This window comes from Geobacillus genomosp. 3, assembly GCF_000445995.2.
Classification (GTDB): domain Bacteria; phylum Bacillota; class Bacilli; order Bacillales; family Anoxybacillaceae; genus Geobacillus.
Map to the genome: position 1 here is coordinate 3,415,310 of NC_022080.4, position 16,892 is coordinate 3,432,201.

General features: G+C 50.6%; 17 protein-coding genes. All 17 read right to left on the reverse strand.

Annotated features, from left to right (window positions below; translation table 11 throughout):
• Positions 1-113: 113 nt before the first annotated feature.
• Positions 114-593 carry a 23S rRNA (pseudouridine(1915)-N(3))-methyltransferase RlmH gene (gene rlmH / locus M493_RS17010; protein WP_020961628.1) on the reverse strand — a complete coding sequence of 160 codons (480 nt, stop codon included), beginning with the start codon at positions 591-593 and terminating at the stop codon, positions 114-116.
• An 83-nt stretch (positions 594-676) separates the two neighbouring features.
• Complete coding sequence (locus M493_RS17950) at positions 677-826, reverse strand: CxxH/CxxC protein (RefSeq protein ID WP_020961629.1); 150 nt, start codon at positions 824-826, stop codon at positions 677-679.
• A 63-nt stretch (positions 827-889) separates the two neighbouring features.
• Positions 890-2,107, reverse strand: coding sequence for a S1C family serine protease (locus tag M493_RS17015; RefSeq protein WP_020961630.1), 1,218 nt, complete (start codon positions 2,105-2,107; stop codon positions 890-892).
• Between the two features lie 101 nt (positions 2,108-2,208).
• Positions 2,209-3,003, reverse strand: a complete 795-nt coding sequence (locus M493_RS17020; RefSeq protein ID WP_023817796.1) for an MBL fold metallo-hydrolase — start codon at positions 3,001-3,003, stop codon at positions 2,209-2,211.
• 6 nt (positions 3,004-3,009) lie between these two features.
• Positions 3,010-3,792 carry a two-component system regulatory protein YycI gene (locus M493_RS17025; RefSeq protein WP_020961632.1) on the reverse strand — a complete coding sequence of 261 codons (783 nt, stop codon included), beginning with the start codon at positions 3,790-3,792 and terminating at the stop codon, positions 3,010-3,012.
• Positions 3,779-5,107: a YycH family regulatory protein gene (locus tag M493_RS17030; protein WP_020961633.1), complete on the reverse strand. Its 1,329-nt coding sequence runs from the start codon at positions 5,105-5,107 to the stop codon at positions 3,779-3,781. Before M493_RS17030 ends, M493_RS17025 begins: the two co-directional genes overlap by 14 nt.
• On the reverse strand, positions 5,100-6,929 hold the full coding sequence (gene walK / locus M493_RS17035) for a cell wall metabolism sensor histidine kinase WalK (RefSeq protein WP_020961634.1): 1,830 nt from the start codon (positions 6,927-6,929) through the stop codon (positions 5,100-5,102). Before walK ends, M493_RS17030 begins: the two co-directional genes overlap by 8 nt.
• A gap of 6 nt (positions 6,930-6,935) precedes the next feature.
• Positions 6,936-7,649 (reverse strand): response regulator YycF, encoded by a 714-nt coding sequence (gene yycF, locus M493_RS17040; protein WP_020961635.1) that lies wholly within the window; start codon positions 7,647-7,649, stop codon positions 6,936-6,938.
• 183 nt (positions 7,650-7,832) lie between these two features.
• Positions 7,833-9,119: an adenylosuccinate synthase gene (locus M493_RS17045; protein ID WP_020961636.1), complete on the reverse strand. Its 1,287-nt coding sequence runs from the start codon at positions 9,117-9,119 to the stop codon at positions 7,833-7,835.
• Between the two features lie 146 nt (positions 9,120-9,265).
• Positions 9,266-10,630 carry a replicative DNA helicase gene (dnaB, locus tag M493_RS17050; RefSeq protein ID WP_020961637.1) on the reverse strand — a complete coding sequence of 455 codons (1,365 nt, stop codon included), beginning with the start codon at positions 10,628-10,630 and terminating at the stop codon, positions 9,266-9,268.
• A 94-nt stretch (positions 10,631-10,724) separates the two neighbouring features.
• Positions 10,725-11,174 (reverse strand): 50S ribosomal protein L9, encoded by a 450-nt coding sequence (rplI, locus tag M493_RS17055; protein WP_020961638.1) that lies wholly within the window; start codon positions 11,172-11,174, stop codon positions 10,725-10,727.
• Complete coding sequence (locus M493_RS17060) at positions 11,171-13,147, reverse strand: DHH family phosphoesterase (protein WP_020961639.1); 1,977 nt, start codon at positions 13,145-13,147, stop codon at positions 11,171-11,173. The genes rplI and M493_RS17060 overlap by 4 nt, the downstream gene beginning before the upstream one ends.
• A gap of 46 nt (positions 13,148-13,193) precedes the next feature.
• On the reverse strand, positions 13,194-14,120 hold the full coding sequence (locus tag M493_RS17065) for a YybS family protein (RefSeq protein ID WP_020961640.1): 927 nt from the start codon (positions 14,118-14,120) through the stop codon (positions 13,194-13,196).
• An 81-nt stretch (positions 14,121-14,201) separates the two neighbouring features.
• Positions 14,202-14,438 carry a 30S ribosomal protein S18 gene (gene rpsR, locus M493_RS17070; RefSeq protein WP_020961641.1) on the reverse strand — a complete coding sequence of 79 codons (237 nt, stop codon included), beginning with the start codon at positions 14,436-14,438 and terminating at the stop codon, positions 14,202-14,204.
• A 285-nt stretch (positions 14,439-14,723) separates the two neighbouring features.
• Complete coding sequence (ssb, locus tag M493_RS17075) at positions 14,724-15,218, reverse strand: single-stranded DNA-binding protein (protein ID WP_020961642.1); 495 nt, start codon at positions 15,216-15,218, stop codon at positions 14,724-14,726.
• A 29-nt stretch (positions 15,219-15,247) separates the two neighbouring features.
• Positions 15,248-15,535, reverse strand: coding sequence for a 30S ribosomal protein S6 (rpsF, locus tag M493_RS17080; protein ID WP_020961643.1), 288 nt, complete (start codon positions 15,533-15,535; stop codon positions 15,248-15,250).
• Positions 15,536-15,760: 225 nt separating this feature from the next.
• On the reverse strand, positions 15,761-16,861 hold the full coding sequence (gene ychF / locus M493_RS17085) for a redox-regulated ATPase YchF (RefSeq protein WP_020961644.1): 1,101 nt from the start codon (positions 16,859-16,861) through the stop codon (positions 15,761-15,763).
• Positions 16,862-16,892 lie beyond the last annotated feature (31 nt).

A 16,892-nucleotide genomic window follows, 5' to 3' on the forward strand; every position in this document is an offset into this window, starting at 1 on the left:
CGCCCCGCTCTATCGGACAAACAGCATACATCACCGGACCATCCATGACGCCCCATACTGTGCCTTATCAAAACATGTAGACCGTTGAATTCCAATACTTAGGCTTTTCAATTTTATTTATGGTACGGTTCCCCCCGATTAATCCGAAACGCGCGGTAAATTTGCTCAAGCAAAATGAGGCGCATGAGCTGATGAGGAAACGTCATTTTCGAAAACGACAGCGCCTCGTTAGCACGTGCCATCACTTGTTTGCTTAACCCGAGCGAGCCGCCAATGACAAAAACGATTTTGCTTTTGCCGTAAGTGGCAAGTTCGTCAAGCCGGGCCGCAAATTGCTCGGACGATCTCATCTTCCCCTCAATGGCGAGCGCGATGACATAGGCGTCATGCGGGATTTTCGCCAGCAGCCGCTCGCCCTCACGCTGCTTAACTTGCTCTTCCTCAAGTTCGCTAGCCCGCTCGGAAGTTTTTTCATCAGCGACTTCGATTATCTCTATTTTCGCATACGCAGACAGGCGCTTTGTGTACTCATTGACCCCTTGAATTAAATATTTTTCCTTCAATTTGCCCACAGCGGCAATGCAAATATGCACATGTCATCCCCACCTTGCAAACAACTTATCAACAATAGTTATCCACATATACACAATACATATCCACATATTGTGCGAAAACATTAGTTCCCTACTACATATACAGCTTTTTTTCCGCAAAACCAACACGGTCTTTCGTTGTTATCCACAGGTGAGATATCGGGCGCCTGTTCTGTCTCCTCCACATATTCGTCAATGGCGACATCAATATGTTCTTCACATGTGAATATCATTGTTTCCGCCCCTTTCCTTGTGGAAAAAAGAAGGAGCGTTTCCGCTCCCTCCACTGTTTTGGTTTAATACGACTCGCGCGCCAATTTCATCGTGACCGTCCGCTTTTCCCCATCACGATAAAACGTGACTTCCATTCGATCGCCGATCGATTTTTCCGTATACAAATACTTGCGCAAGTCAAGCACGTTGCGAATTTTTTCCCCATCAAGCGCCACAATAACGTCAAACTGCTGCAAGCCTGCCTGCGCAGCTGGCGACATCGGCACGACTTGGATGACCGCCACCCCTTCCGTCACGTTCAGCGGCAAATGAAGTGTCGCCTGCAAATGATACGATGGAATGTCGCTCAGCGAGCGGAGTTCCACGCCCATGTATGGGCGGCGCACTTGTCCGTATTTCTCCAAATCGGAAATGATCGGGATGGCTGCGTTGATTGGGATGGCAAATCCAATGCCTTCCACTGCTTCCTGAGCGATTTTCATCGAATTAATCCCAATGACTTGTCCTTTGATGTTGACGAGAGCGCCGCCGCTGTTGCCCGGGTTAATAGCCGCATCGGTCTGCAATACTTCCGCATTCCAATCCGGGGCGCCATCTTGGTCCAAGTCAACTTCCACCGTCCGGTTCGTCCCGGAAATGATGCCTTGTGTCACCGACCCGGCAAACTGCAGGCCGAGCGGGTTGCCGATGGCGATGACCGGCTCGCCCGGCTTCACGGCATCGGAGTCACCGAACTCAGCCACCTTTTTCACATGCTTCGCGTCAATTTCCAATACGGCCAAGTCCATGAGCACATCGCTCCCGAGCAGCTTCGCCGGCACCCTCGTCCCGTCTTTTAAGCTTACTTCCAGCTGACTCGCGTTTTCAACAACATGGTGGTTTGTCACAATAAACGCCCGTCCCCCGGCTTTCTTGTAAATGACGCCCGATCCGACGCCCTCTTCGCCTCCTTGCGACCAAAAGCCCGCCTGTTGGATATTGACGACGCCGACGACCGCCTCGGACACTTGATTGATCGCTGTCGTCACCGCTGTCGTCACATCAACAGAAACACTTTGCCGGATGGGGGGAGCTCCGTTTTCTCCGCCCCGTTCTTCCTCCCTGCCTTGTGGCGGCACGACATCGTATGGGAGGACGTCCCAACGGGAAAGCGCCGGGATCGACATGAGGACGAGCAGTCCGCCCAGTATGGCGCCGACAAGGGCAGAAACAAACGAACCGCTGCGCCGTTTCCGCTTCATTTGCTCACGCGATTCGTAATGGTCATCGTAATATCCCATGCTCACCACCCTTTCCGCATTCGTCTCCATCCCTCATTATAATCATGAAAAGGTGAAAAAATCCAACAAACGCATTTCCCTCAGTTTAGACAAAACGACCGTCACACATACGCTAACGCAGTCGCCTTGCGCGGGTCGGTATCGTACAAACGAAAGCCGGCACCGACCGCCAGCCCCCTCTGTTCGAGCGTTTGCGCCACAGTCATACGCGCCAGCTCTTTCATATTGTTATCTTGGCTTAAATGAGCCAAATAAATTTGTTTCGTCCGTTCGCCAATTACATCAGCAAGCGCCAGACCCGCTTCTTCATTCGAAATATGGCCAACGTCGCTTAAAATGCGGCGCTTAACGTTCCACGGATACCTCCCCATTCGCAACATCCCGACATCATGGTTGCTTTCAAATACGAAGACATCAGCATTTTCGATCGTTTTTTTCATCCGCTCGCTCACATAGCCGGTATCGGTGAGCAAGGCGAGCTTTTTTCCTCCATAGTGGAAGACGTAAAACATCGGTTCAGCTGCATCATGGGAAACGCCAAATGACTCAACGTCGACATCACCGAACGTTCTCACCGCACCGAGCGGAAAGACAAACTTTTGCTCGGACGGGATGTCGCCGATGGCCTGTCCCATGGCCTGCCACGTTTTTTCATTCGCATAAACCGGTAAACGGTACTTGCGGGCGAGGACGCCAAGCCCCTTAATATGGTCGCTATGCTCATGAGTCACAAGCAACGCATCCAATTGCTTCGGATGGCGGTCGATTTCGGCAAACAGCTGCTCGAGTTGTTTGCCGCTCAGTCCGGCATCGACGAGCAGGCGCTGGCGGTTCGTTTCGACGTAAAAGGCGTTGCCGGTGCTGCCGCTGGCCAGTACACTAAATCGCATTGTCATTCGTTTTCACTCCAGCACATTTCCTTGATCCGTAATGACTTGCCCTTCAAACGCATTGACAAAATAGTCTTCTTTCCGGTTGACGACGATATGCCATGTCGGCGTTAGGACTTGCGAAGCGGTAAACTGGACGAGGCCATAGTAGCCAAGCTCGACTTTCGTGACACGGTCTCCTGGCTGCAAATGCCCTTTCCGATACAGCGTCTCAATGGCCTTAATGGCTGGAACGATATCTTGTTTCCGCTCGTATTTTTCCAAGTCATCCAGCATCGTCTGTTCATAGGACAGCGCCTCCCGCTGCTCGTTGACGTGAATAACGAGCTTGCTGTTTTCGTTGCCATAAATCACTTTCCCGTCATACACTTGGTAACAAATCACCGTGCCTTTCCTTTTGTCAAATGACCAAAAGGTGTATTGTTTCCCGTTTAAGATGTAGCGCTGTAAAAACTCACGCAGTTGGTACGGGTCTTCGACGTTTAAAGCGACCGGATGGGTGAACGTCCCTTTTAACTTTGTTTCCCCTTCAACTTCTACTTTTTGTCCAGACAGTTTTTTCGTATCAGCACTGGTAAATGAGCGGCTTTTGCCGCTAACATACGCCGCTTTTGTCACCTCTTTTGGTAAATCGACATACGTAATGCCGTTCGCCTCGAGCTGTTCTTCAATCGTCGTTTCCAAAATGACATCCAACTGGCTGCTATTTCTTTTTTCCATAAACTGATAGACTAAAAAGCAATCAAGGATGAGGAACACAATAATAAAAATCGTCTTTGTTTTACTCCAATCCATTCGTTCCCCCTCCTCCGCTCTCCCCGTCAACGTTCACCTTTTTCCACGTTTGCCCATACAAATAAAACCACGCCGGTTCAAGTCGAATCACCTTTTCCCGTTCCGGATCTTTGACGAGCTCGTAGCCGATAGCGACATCTTTCACGAGCGTTTTGCGGATGTCTTTTCTTTTTTCGAGCTGTTTGACAATAGCGCGGCCGGACGGCAAGGTTTTCGGTGTACGATTGCGGTCAGCAATTTCAAGACGGAAAAGCGGGCGCTGGTATTTCATTAAATCGCTCGCTCCCCACGTTTCCACGATTTCTGACATGCCATATTCGTTAAAAACCGGATAGCCGTTCACAACAAGACGGAAAATGACTTTCCGGTCTTCTTCACTCCAACGGGCAAAATGGTATAGATCAGTCCAGCCGCCATGTTCGTTGACAAAATCGATGCTTTTTTGAATGAGGTGGGTTTCCGATTTGGTTTGGCTAATGTTGGAGACGCGCGCGGCCGGATTGACATACAACAGCATGCGCTGGAGAAAATCAACGTCCATCAGCCGTGAACCATCGGTATATTCTTCGCCAAACGGAATCAAGTCTTTTTTGACAAAGCTCGGGTCACTAAATAGCGCCTCTTTAAATTTATCGACATCTAGTTCATCGGTATAATATTGCAAGCTGCTGAGCGCCACTTCGTTTTCCGGCAAATAAAGCTGTTTTGTCTCGCTGACCGGATAGGCAAAATAGCGGGGAAAGCGGCTTGCCTCTTTCGCCAGCCTGCTGATGACTTCCTGCGACGCGTCACTGGCGATTGCCTTATAAATTTTGTGTTTGTCCGTCGCGATAAAGTACACCGGAAACTTGTCCTCTCCTTCAAGTGGGACGAGGATACGGTCAAATGACAAACCGTCCAACCCTTTATCCTCCACCATAAAAATCAACCGGTATATGTCAATCGGCACTTCATCTGGATAAATCACTTCCAGCCGCTCCTTGCCGTTTAAAAATGACAAAAACTTTCCTGGCGGAACGGAGGATGAAATGTTTTCAAAATCGTCAAGCGTCCACTTTTTCATTTCTTTCAGCGCTTCACTTTTTTCTTCTTCTTTGGTTACGGCATAATGGGCGCCATTTTTATGGATGAGCATCTGCTTCGGCTGCACGACCATCGCTGTATCGACTTGCGTGTTGCTCACGGAAACGTGCTGAATGTACTCGTCGTTTTGCAGCACGTCATATTTCGGATGGTATGTCCATAAAACGAACGTCAACGTAATGCTGATCAGCACGAGCAATGTCAACACGACGGTTTTAATCGCCTCATACATCGTACCAGTCATCCTTTTGTTCTCGTTCTAGCGGCAACGTAAAGTAAATCGTCGTCCCCTTATGTTCTTTGCTTTCCGCCCAAATCGTCCCGCCGTGGGCAAGCACGACTTCTTTGGCAATGGCCAGGCCAAGGCCGGTGCCACCCAACTTGCGCGACCGCGCCTTATCAACCCGATAAAAGCGCTCGAAAACTTTCGCCAAATCTGCCTTCGGAATACCGACTCCTTCGTCGCTGACGCTGACGATGATTTCATCGGCCAACTCACGAACGCGGAACGTGATCGTTCCGCCTTGGGGAGAGTATTTCAACGCGTTAGAAATAATGTTGTCCAGCACTTGTGTAATTTTATCTTCATCCACTTCAACGAAAATCGCCTCGCGCGGAATTTTGCGGATGAACTTGATATTGTCGCTTTTCGTCAGCTCAAACCGGTCAATGACTTTATGAAAATAAGCCGAAAAATTGACCCATGTTTTCTTCAGTTTATAGTCTTTGCTGTCGAGCTTCGACAGATGGAGCAAATCGTTGACAAGCCGGATCATCCGCTCGGTTTCGTTTTGCACCACTTGAATGAACCTTGGTGCAATCTCCTTGTCTTGCCAAGCGCCATCAGCTAACGCTTCCAAGTAGCTTTTCATCGTCGTCAACGGCGTGCGCAGCTCATGCGACACATTGGCGACGAACTGCCGGCGCTCGCGATCGATTTTTTCCTGTTCGGTAATGTCGTGCAAGACGACGATCAACCCGTTGACAAACCCGCCTTCCTTTTGAATGACGGACAACGACGCACGCAAAATATACAGTTCGTCATCCGTGCTGAAATCCAAAATGAGCGAATCGCGCTCCTCGAGCAGCGTGTCAAACGTATATTGGTCGGCGATGCCAAGCACATCGACGATCGAACTCGACAGCACTGTTTCACGTGAAACATTCAAAATATTGATCGCGGCATCGTTAATGAGAATGACGCGGCCGCGGCGGTCAGTCGCGATGACACCGTCGGTCATATGTGTCAGCACCGACTCAAGTTTGCGCCGCTCCCCTTCTGTCGTGGCCTGCGCTTCCTGCAGCTTTTTGGTCAAATTGTTGAACGTCATCGCCAGCTGGCCGATTTCATCGTAGCCATACACTTTCACCTTGCGGGAAAAATCCCCCCTCGTCATCACTAGCGCTTGCCGACGCATATCGGAAATGGGCCGGGTGATCGTACGCGACAAAAAGATGCCCAGCACAGCAGTAATGGCGAGAGCGATCCCTGTCCCGGTCGCCAAAATCATGTTGATTTGCCGCATTTGTGAGAAGACGTTTTCCATGGAGGCAATGACGTAAATAACCCCCTTGACTTCCCCGCCCGTTTTGATCGGAGTCGAGGAGATGTACATGCGATAGCCTGTTTTCCGATCAAGCAACATCCGGTCGACAAGTTCACCGGTGACGAGCGAACGTTTCACATAAATCTCTGTCGTCCGCTTCCCGACGATATTTTGCATGTACGGATTCGATGTCGCCAACACTTTCCCTTTCTCATCGATGACGCGCACTTCGGAAATGTCTTGGGAAACGAAATCATGAAGAAGCGAACGGATGTCTTCTTCTAATGTCAGGCTTTTCTCATCCCGTTCCCGGTTCATCGCCTGCTCAACGTTATAAGCAAGCAGCGTCACCCGTTCGTTCAACGAATTTTTGAAGTTTTGCACAAGCTCCGTTTCCAGTTTGCGAACGAAATACACGCCGATAATTTGCATGGCGATGAGAATGAGCAACACATAAATAATGACAAACTTAAAATGGATCGAACGAAATGGCCCTACCTTTTTCATGCCGGCTCATGACTCCTGTTCCGGATTGCGCAAATAATAGCCGACCCCCCGCCTTGTGACGATCCATGACGGATGGGAAGGGTTGTCCTCGATTTTTTCGCGCAGCCGCCTTACCGTCACATCGACCGTGCGCACATCGCCGTAATAGTCGTAGCCCCAGACCGTTTGCAGCAAGTGTTCACGCGTCATCACTTGGCCGATATGTTTCGCCAAATAGTGGAGCAGTTCAAATTCGCGGTGGGTCAACTCAATCGTCTCCCCCCGTTTTTGTACAACATACGCGTCCGGGCGGATGACAAGCGGACCGATAACAATTTCGTTTGTTTCGTTTTCCCCTTCTTCCGGGGAGGTCGTTTGCACATGACGGCGCAAGTTTGCTTTGACCCGCGCCAGCAGTTCGCGCGTGCTGAACGGTTTGGTGACATAATCGTCTGCCCCGAGCTCGAGGCCGAGCACCTTATCAATCTCGGAATCTTTCGCTGTCAACATAATGATCGGCATATCATATTTTTTCCGCACTTCGCGGCACACTTCCATGCCGTCTCTTAACGGAAGCATGATATCGAGCAAAATTAAATCCGGCATTGTTTCTTCGACTTTTTGCAACGCTTCTTCACCATCGTAGGCGCAAATGACTTCATATCCTTCTTTTTGCAAGTTAAATTGCAAAATATCCGCAATCGGTTTTTCATCATCAACAACTAAAATGCGTTTTTCCATCTCGCTCACATCCTTCCTTTTGCGATGGAATGCTATCATTACTAATTTACCATGTTACGAAAACGAAATCACCCTTTGCCGATTACCATTTTGAGGGGCGGTTCGGTCGATCCCCGCTCCAAAACGATGAAACAGGCATAGACGCAGACGCATCTATGCCTGTTTCCTGTCGCCGCCAACCGCTTATGCGTAGACGCTGCGGACGACGTTCGTTTGCGAGCGATCCGGGCCGACAGAGAAAATCGAGAGCGGGATGCCGGTGAGCTGGGAAATGCGCTCGACGTAATGGCGGGCGTTCGCCGGCAGATCATCGAGGCTTTTCACACCCGTGATGTCCTCCATCCAGCCTGGCAGCTCTTCATAAATCGGCTCACACTCAGCCAATACTTTTAAGCTAGCTGGAAATTCCTCGATCACTTCGCCACGGTAGCGATAGGCGACACAAATTTTTAACGTTTCAATGCCGGTCAAGACGTCAATCGAGTTGAGCGACAAGTCGGTAATGCCGCTCACCCGGCGGGCATGACGGACGACAACGCTGTCAAACCAGCCGACGCGACGTGGGCGGCCGGTTGTTGTCCCATATTCGCGGCCGACTTCGCGGATGCGGTCGCCGATTTCATTGTGCAGCTCGGTCGGGAACGGCCCGTCGCCGACGCGCGTCGTATATGCTTTTGCCACTCCGACGACATGCTTGATTTTCGTCGGGCCGACACCGGCACCAATCGTCACCCCGCCGGCCACCGGGTTGGAAGACGTGACAAACGGATACGTCCCTTGATCGATGTCAAGCATGACACCTTGCGCCCCTTCAAATAAGACGCGACGCCCTTCATCGAGTGCGTTGTTCAATACGACTGACGTATCGCAAACGTACTTTGCGATTTGCCGGCCATATTCGTAATATTCTTCGAAGATATCCTCAAGCCGGAATCCCTCGACCCCGTACACTTTTTCAAACAACATGTTTTTCTCTTCTAAATTGCGGGCCAACTTTTCCGCGAACACATCACGGTCAAGCAAATCGACGATGCGGATGCCGATGCGCGCCGCTTTATCCATATAGGCGGGCCCGATTCCTTTTTTCGTTGTGCCGATTTTGTTGGCGCCTTTCCGTTCTTCCTCGAGCCCGTCCAATTTCAAATGATACGGTAAAATGACGTGGGCACGGTTGCTGATGCGCAAATTATCGGTTGAAACGCCGCGCTCATGCAAATACGAAAGCTCAGCGACGAGCGCTTTCGGGTCGACAACCATCCCGTTGCCGATGACGCAAACTTTGTCTTTATAAAAAATGCCCGACGGGATTAAATGCAGTTTATACTTTTCCCCGTTAAACACGATCGTATGGCCAGCGTTGTTTCCTCCCTGGTATCGGGCAATCACTTCCGCATTTTCCGATAAAAAGTCCGTAATCTTTCCTTTCCCTTCATCGCCCCACTGTGTGCCGACAACAACAACTGACGACATGGCGAGCACCTCCAGTTTCCTCGGTCTAAACATTGTAAGTGTATCAGTTTTCCGGCATAAAGTCAATGAAACACGAACATTAAAAACGATTATAAGTACTTTTATTCGTTTATTAACCGAGGCAACGAAGAGATGAACGCGCCGTTTTATGCCCCCGGCGGAATTTGCGCTTCATCGAAGCGGCGCTCTAGGTTGACAAACTTATTATACTCCTTGATAAAAGCGAGCTGCACCGTCCCGACCGGGCCGTTACGCTGTTTGGCAATGATGATTTCGATGATGTTTTTGTTCTCGGAATCTTTATTATAGTAATCATCGCGATACAAAAAGGCGACGATATCAGCATCTTGCTCAATGCTTCCGGATTCACGAATATCAGACATCATCGGCCGCTTGTCCTGGCGCTGCTCGACGCTGCGCGACAGCTGCGACAAAGCGATGACCGGCACTTCGAGCTCACGGGCGAGCGCCTTTAACGAGCGGGAAATTTCCGACACTTCCTGCTGGCGGTTTTCTTTGCTGCGCCCGCTTCCTTGGATGAGCTGCAAATAGTCGATGACAATCATGCCAAGACCGCTTTCTTGTTTCAGCCGACGACATTTGGCGCGGATGTCGCTGACACGGACGCTCGGCGTATCGTCAATATAAATACCGGCATTCGATAAGCTCCCCATTGCCATCGTCAGCTTGCCCCAATCTTCCGGCGTCAGTTTACCCGTACGCAAGTTTTGCGCGTTGATGTTGCCCTCTGCACAAAGCATCCGCATCACCAGCTGCTGGGCGCTCATTTCCAAACTGAAAATGGCGACATTTTCGTTCGTTTTCGTCGCCACATTTTGCGCAATGTTTAAGGCAAACGCTGTTTTCCCAACCGACGGCCGGGCAGCCACAATGATGAAATCGCTCCGCTGGAAACCGGACGTCATCCGGTCAAGCTCGGTAAATCCGGTCGGGATGCCAGTAATTTCTCCGTTCCGGTTATGGAGCATTTCAATGTTGTCGTACGTTTGAACGAGAACATCCTTAATATTTTTAAAAGCGCCCGAATGCTTGCGTTGGGAAACCTCCATAATTTTCCGTTCTGCTTCATCAAGCAGAAGATCGATTTCGTCTTCCCTTGTGTACCCGTCTTGGGCGATCGATGTCGCCGTGCGGATGAGGCGGCGAAGCACCGATTTTTCTTCCACAATGCGGGCGTAATATTCGACATTAGCCGCTGTCGGCACGGCGTCGGCGAGTTCGCTTAAATAGGAAACGCCGCCGATTTCTTCAAGCTGCTCGGAAGCGGCGAGTTCCGCTGTCACGGTTACTAAATCGACCGGCTCGCCTTTGTCGGCGACACGAAGCATGGCGTGGAAAATTTTTTGATGGGCGGCGCGATAAAAATCTTCTGGAATTAATATTTCCGAAGCGAGCGTTAACGCAGTGGGATCTAAAAACACGGCGCCAAGCACAGCCTGCTCGGCTTCAATGCTCTGCGGAGGAATTCGTTCAGAAAAAAGTTCGCTCATCGTTTCACCACCTTTTCCCCTGTTAGCCGATAAGCAAGGAAGCCCCGCCGCAGCGGGCGGGGGCATCTTCGCATCCTAGGATGAACCGTGACCGTTATTTTTGTTCCGTCACGTGTACTTTTAACGTTGCCGTCACTTCCGGATGAAGCTTCACCGGCACGTTCGTATATCCGAGCGCACGAATGGCATCGTCAAGCTCGATTTTCCGCTTATCAAGCTTCAGACCGTGTTGGGCTTGCAGCGCCTCGGCGATTTGCTTGCTCGTGATCGAGCCAAACAAACGACCGCCCTCGCCCGCCTTCGCCGCAATTTCCACCGTCAGCTTCTCAAGCTGCCCTTTTAACGTTTTGGCATTGGCCAACTCTTCCGCCGCTTGGCGCTGTTCCTTTTGCTTTTGCGCTTCGAGCGCCTTTAAGTTCGCTGGCGTCGCTTCAATGGCCAGCCCTTGTTTGAACAAAAAGTTGTTCGCATAACCGTCAGCGACGTTTTTGATCTCCCCTTTTTTTCCTTTTCCTTTTACATCTTTTAAAAAGATGACTTTCATGCTGGCTTACCCCCCTCAAAATAGTCATGAATAGCTTCACGAAGCTGCCGCTCCGCCTCCCCGACTGTCACCCCGGACAACTGGGCGGCGGCATTCGTTAAGTGCCCGCCTCCGCCAAGCCGCTCCATAATCACTTGCACATTGACATCACCGAGCGAGCGGGCGCTGATGCCGACTGTTCCGTCAGCCCGTTTGGAAATGACGAACGAAGCGACAACACCGCTTAACGTGAGAAGCGTATCAGCCGTCTGTGCAATTAGCACTTGGTCATGTACTTCGCTCTCGTCTCCTTTGGCGATGGCAATGCCATGCTCATCGATCGCTGCCCGCTCAATCAGCTTCGCCCGTTTGACGTAATTGGCCACACTTTCCCGCAGCAGCTTTTGCACGAGCACCGTGTCCGCCCCTTGGGCGCGCAAATGCGACGCCGCATCGAACGTTCGCGAACCGGTGCGGAGTGTGAAGCTTTTCGTATCAACAACAATGCCGGCGAGCAGCGCCGTTGCTTCCAGCATCGATAATTTTACCCGTTTCGGCTGATACTCTAACAACTCCGTGACGAGCTCAGACGTCGATGAAGCGTATGGCTCCATATAGACGAGAATCGGTGCCTCGATAAACTCTTCGCCGCGGCGATGGTGGTCAATGACGACAATATGGTCGGTGCGATACAACAGCCGCTCTTCAATGACGAGCGACGGCCGATGCGTATCAACCACGATCAGAAGCGTATCTTCCGTTACGAGTTCAAGCGCCTGTTCCGGCTTGACGCATCTTGCCCATAACTCGGCCTGTTTTTTCATTTCCTCAAGCAACCGCTGCGCCCCGGCATCCGTTTTCGCCGCGTCAATGACAAGGAATCCTTCTTTTTGATTCGATTGGACGACTTTTAAAATGCCTATGGCAGCCCCAAGTGCGTCCATATCCGGATATTTGTGACCCATAATGAGCACTTTATCGCTTTCGGCGATCAGTTCGCGAAGCGCATGAGAAATGACACGGGCGCGGACACGCGTCCGCTTCTCCATCGGGTTCGTCTTGCCGCCGTAAAATTTCACTTTTCCGTTTCCTTGCTTAATCGCCACTTGGTCGCCGCCGCGCCCTAACGCCAAGTCTAGGCTCGATTGGGCAAGCGCCCCAAGCTCCGGAAGCGAGGATACGCCGGCGCCGATACCGATGCTCAACGTAAGCTGAGCCTGATGTTTTGCCGTTTGTTCACGCACTTCGTCCAAAATCGAGAACTTGCTTTTTTCCAATTGGGTCAATGTATGCTCGTTCAGCACGGCAATAAATCGGTCGGACGACGTCCGTTTTAAAAAGATGCCGTAATCGTTCGCCCAGCGGTTTAATACGGACGTGACAAGGCTGTTCATTTGGCTTTTCGCCTGATCATCCATTCCCTGGGTAATCTCATCATAATTGTCGAGAAAAATAATCGCCAACACTAATCGCTCCGCCTCGTACCGCCGTCTCAGCTCCATATGCTCGGTGACATCGAAAAAGTAAAGAAGCCGTTCATGGCGGAGGACGATCACTTTCAGCTGTTTTCCATTCAGTTCAATGATGTCTTCATCTGTTTTTCCTTTTTTCACAAAGGCAGCCAACGGCTCGGAAAGTTCAGCGAGCGAGCGCCCAACTAACGTCTGTTCTTTAAAGCAAGTCGCCAAAAACCGGTTTGACCATTCGATTTCGCCTTCCTCATCGATGAGCATAATGCCGATCGGCATCCGCATCAACGCTTCCTCGCCGACTTTTTTTACCCGGTGCGACAAATTGGAAATATATTGTTCCAGCTCCTTGTGTAAAGAGCGTTGCGACCAAATGACGTAGTAAAGCAAAAACCCGACACCGAGGAGACCGATCAGCCCAAGCAGCCATTGAAAATAGAACAAGCCAACGGCCATGAGCACCGCCAGAGCGGCTAACGCATAGGACGGGTAGCGGTACGCTTTCCTTTCATAAAAATGGGACATTCAAGTCAGCTCCTACACTGAAGAAATGGCTCACCTTATCCAATTATTATATGCGGCGGCGCAAATCAAATCCTACATCAATTATACCGAATATCGCCACAAGATAAAGTAGAAAAGGCAGGAATAAGCAAATAACCGTCCCCGCCACTACAACGCCTTTCCCGATGCCTTTTTTGTAAGCAGCATAGTACAAAAACGAAAACCCTTGCACAATCATGGCGAGCTGCAACACATATGAGATGTTCAATACAGCGATGTATGGAAATGTCCCCTCTTCAATCGGAAATAAAGAAAAGACGAGCACCAGAATGTAAATCCATAACACGCTTTTCGGCAAAGAGAGCTCACGAAACGGCGGCCACGTGCCGACCGGGAGCTTCAGCCTCTTCAGAATAGGCAACGAAACGACAATCGTCACATAAGCAAGGGCAAATGAAGCGATGACAAACAATGTCGGAATCATGTAGCCGATCAATTCAATTCCTTGTTCCAACTGTTTTTGCATCTCCGCTGGCGGCTCTTGGCCCATTCCTTCCATCACGCGCATTGCCGTATCAAACGATTCACGCACTAGCGCCAGCGTATCTTGGATCATATCAACTTGCAAAAACTGAATTGAAATGACATAGTCAAGAACAATGTTGACTAAAAACACAAGCGCGCCGACGAGCAAAACAAGGTAACGGTTTTTCTTTTTCGCCAGCATCGCGCCGACCGCTATGCCAACGGTTCCGAACATAAGTGCCATCGGCAGCGACAAAAGTGAGCCGATGAGACCGGAAACAACAAGGGACGCGATGAGCAGCAAACAAGCGGAAGCGAGTCCGTGACGCATCGTAAACACCATAAACGGAAGCGCCAAAAATAAGACAGCGATAACCCCGATGAACGGTACGTATAATGCGAGCAGAAACAAAACGGCAAACAGTGCAAGTTCAATCGCTGCTTCGGTGAGAGCGTGCGTTTTCCGCAATGAACGTTCCCCTTTCCAACTATTTTAGCCGGCTTACATAGAAAAAAGCAGTAAGGTCCCCCTTACTGCTTTTTTTTTGACTCACTCGTCCGCAACGTACGGCAAGAGCGCCATTTGGCGCGCGCGTTTGATCGCGACCGTCAGTTTGCGCTGATATTTCGCGCTCGTTCCCGTTACGCGGCGCGGTAAAATTTTGCCGCGTTCGGAGATGAATTTTTTCAGCAAATCAACATCTTTGTAGTCGATGTGTGTAATGTTATTTGCTGTGAAATAACATACTTTGCGGCGTTTGCCACGACCGCCTCTCCGTCCTGCCATGTCTATTTCCTCCTTCCTGCTTTCTAGTTGTTCAGGTAATTCGGTGACATACTCCCCCCACCTACGCTTCGCTTAGCGGTGGGGGCTTCTCGGGTAATCCCTTCTCATGATGGGAAGTTGACCGAGCGATCCCCGTGTGCCCCACGGTTCTGGTAGACGTTAGACTACGCCTAACTGTCTCATTCCCTCTTTTTTGATAAAGCCAACCGACATTCATCTCCCACGTACTCATTGGGCTGCGCCCTGCACATTCCTTGAGGATGGGAGACTTCTTTTGGAAACCCGTTAAAACGGCAAATCATCATCGGAAATATCGATCGTCTGGCCGTCATTGGCGAAAGGATCTTCATCGATGCGGCCAAATCCTTTTTCGTTCGGATGACGGTGGTTCTGATCTTGTCCGAATGGGAACGGATCCCCATAGTAGCCGCCTGCTGCTGCCCCCCGCTGCTCGTTGCTTCCTTTTGGCTCAAGAAATTGGACGTTATCAGCCACCACTTCCGTTACATACACGCGCCGTCCTTCTTGATTTTCATAACTGCGGGTTTGCAGCCGGCCGTCCACTCCGGCCAAGCTTCCTTTTTTCAAGAAGTTGGCGACGTTTTCCGCTTGGCGGCGCCAGACGACACATTGAATAAAGTCAGCTTCCCGCTCGCCCTGCTGGTTCGTGAACGGGCGGTTGACCGCGAGCGTAAATGTGGCAACAGCCACTCCGCTTGGAGTGTAGCGCAACTCCGGATCTTTCGTTAACCTGCCGACTAAAATGACACGGTTAATCATCAGAACCACCTCTTAACATATACGAAAAATTATTCTTCTTCTTTCACGACGATATGACGGATAATGTCTTCGCTGATGCGCGCTAAACGGTCGAATTCTTGCACCGCTTGCGGTTCTGCCATAACATTGAGGATCATGTAATAGCCGTCGCGGTATTTTTCAATTTCATAGGCTAAGCGGCGTTTGCCCCAATCCGTCACATTCGTAATCTCCGCACCGTTCTCCTTCAAGATGTTGTTGAACCGTTCGATGACAGCTTGTCTCGCTTCATCGTCCATATTCGGGCGGATGATGTACATAATTTCGTATTTTCTCACGCTCGTCACCTCCTTTTGGTCTAAACGGCCCTTCCACTGAAGGGCAAGGAGCAATAACCATTACTCACATTCGTTGATTATACCACGACTGGCAGCGATAAGCAAGGGAGTTCCCCACATTCCGCCCACAAAAACATCTTCCAGCCTTGTTGCTAAAAACGGGGGACGGACGGGGAAATTGCCTCCCCGGCCAACGCCATAGTTTCCCTTTGAGCTTGCTTTATGTCACACGTTGAACCGGAAGTGTATAATATCGCCGTCTTGCACTTCGTAGTCTTTTCCTTCGAGGCGAACTTTACCAGCTTCACGCGCTGCGGCCATCGATCCGGCGGCGACTAAGTCGGCGTATGAAACAGTTTCCGCACGAATGAACCCGCGCTCAAAGTCGGAATGAATAATGCCGGCGCATTGGGGCGCTTTCATTCCTTTGCGGAACGTCCATGCCCGCACTTCCTGCTCACCGGCGGTGAAAAACGTGGCCAACCCGAGCAAGCTGTAAGCGGCGCGGATGAGCTGATCAAGGCCGGACTGTTCGATGCCGAGCTCTTGCAAAAACTGCTGCTTTTCCTCATCGCCGAACTCGGCGATTTCTTCCTCAATTTTGGCGCAGACGACGATTACTTCCGCATTGTCACTTTTGGCAAACCCGCGCACTTCCGCGACAAACGGATTATCGTCCGGGTTGGCGATATCGTCTTCGCCGACATTGGCGACGTACAACATCGGCTTTGTCGTCAGCAAGTGCAGCTGCTTGACGACCTTCATCTCCTCATCGGCGAACTCGATTGTGCGCGCCGGCTTGCCGGCTTCGAGCGTCTCTTTTAACCGCAGCAAAATTTCGTGTTCAAACGCCGCCTCTTTATCCTTTTGCTTGGCGATTTTGCCTACCCGCTCGATTCGTTTGTCAACCGTCTCTAAATCGGCGAAAATGAGCTCCAAATTGATCGTTTCAATATCGGCGAGTGGATCGACTTTGCCGGCGACGTGGGTGATGTTTTCATCGTTAAAACAACGAACCACTTGACAAATGGCATCAACTTGACGGATGTGCGATAAAAACTTGTTGCCAAGCCCTTCTCCTTTGCTTGCCCCTTTGACGATGCCGGCGATATCGGTAAACTCAAAAACCGTCGGCACGGTTCGCTTCGGTCGAAACATTTCCGTCAACACCGTCAATCGCTCATCCGGCACTTCCACGACACCAACGTTCGGTTCAATCGTACAAAACGGATAGTTGGCAGATTCAGCCCCTGCCTTTGTAATGGCGTTAAACAACGTCGATTTGCCGACGTTTGGCAACCCGACGATTCCTGCTGTCAATCCCATTCGTTCCACTCCTCTTTCCCGTTCACATCTT

What these genes read in the sequence shown, in the direction of transcription:
- M493_RS17950 (WP_020961629.1), bottom strand. Translation starts at nt 826, where the DNA reads ATGATATTCACATGTGAAGAACATATTGATGTCGCCATTGACGAATAT.
- M493_RS17015 (WP_020961630.1), bottom strand. Translation starts at nt 2,107, where the DNA reads ATGGGATATTACGATGACCATTACGAATCGCGTGAGCAAATGAAGCGG.
- M493_RS17020 (WP_023817796.1), bottom strand. Translation starts at nt 3,003, where the DNA reads ATGACAATGCGATTTAGTGTACTGGCCAGCGGCAGCACCGGCAACGCC.
- M493_RS17025 (WP_020961632.1), bottom strand. Translation starts at nt 3,792, where the DNA reads ATGGATTGGAGTAAAACAAAGACGATTTTTATTATTGTGTTCCTCATC.
- M493_RS17030 (WP_020961633.1), bottom strand. Translation starts at nt 5,107, where the DNA reads ATGTATGAGGCGATTAAAACCGTCGTGTTGACATTGCTCGTGCTGATC.
- walK (WP_020961634.1), bottom strand. Translation starts at nt 6,929, where the DNA reads ATGAAAAAGGTAGGGCCATTTCGTTCGATCCATTTTAAGTTTGTCATT.
- yycF (WP_020961635.1), bottom strand. Translation starts at nt 7,649, where the DNA reads ATGGAAAAACGCATTTTAGTTGTTGATGATGAAAAACCGATTGCGGAT.
- M493_RS17045 (WP_020961636.1), bottom strand. Translation starts at nt 9,119, where the DNA reads ATGTCGTCAGTTGTTGTTGTCGGCACACAGTGGGGCGATGAAGGGAAA.
- dnaB (WP_020961637.1), bottom strand. Translation starts at nt 10,630, where the DNA reads ATGAGCGAACTTTTTTCTGAACGAATTCCTCCGCAGAGCATTGAAGCC.
- rplI (WP_020961638.1), bottom strand. Translation starts at nt 11,174, where the DNA reads ATGAAAGTCATCTTTTTAAAAGATGTAAAAGGAAAAGGAAAAAAAGGG.
- M493_RS17060 (WP_020961639.1), bottom strand. Translation starts at nt 13,147, where the DNA reads ATGTCCCATTTTTATGAAAGGAAAGCGTACCGCTACCCGTCCTATGCG.
- rpsR (WP_020961641.1), bottom strand. Translation starts at nt 14,438, where the DNA reads ATGGCAGGACGGAGAGGCGGTCGTGGCAAACGCCGCAAAGTATGTTAT.
- ssb (WP_020961642.1), bottom strand. Translation starts at nt 15,218, where the DNA reads ATGATTAACCGTGTCATTTTAGTCGGCAGGTTAACGAAAGATCCGGAG.
- ychF (WP_020961644.1), bottom strand. Translation starts at nt 16,861, where the DNA reads ATGGGATTGACAGCAGGAATCGTCGGGTTGCCAAACGTCGGCAAATCG.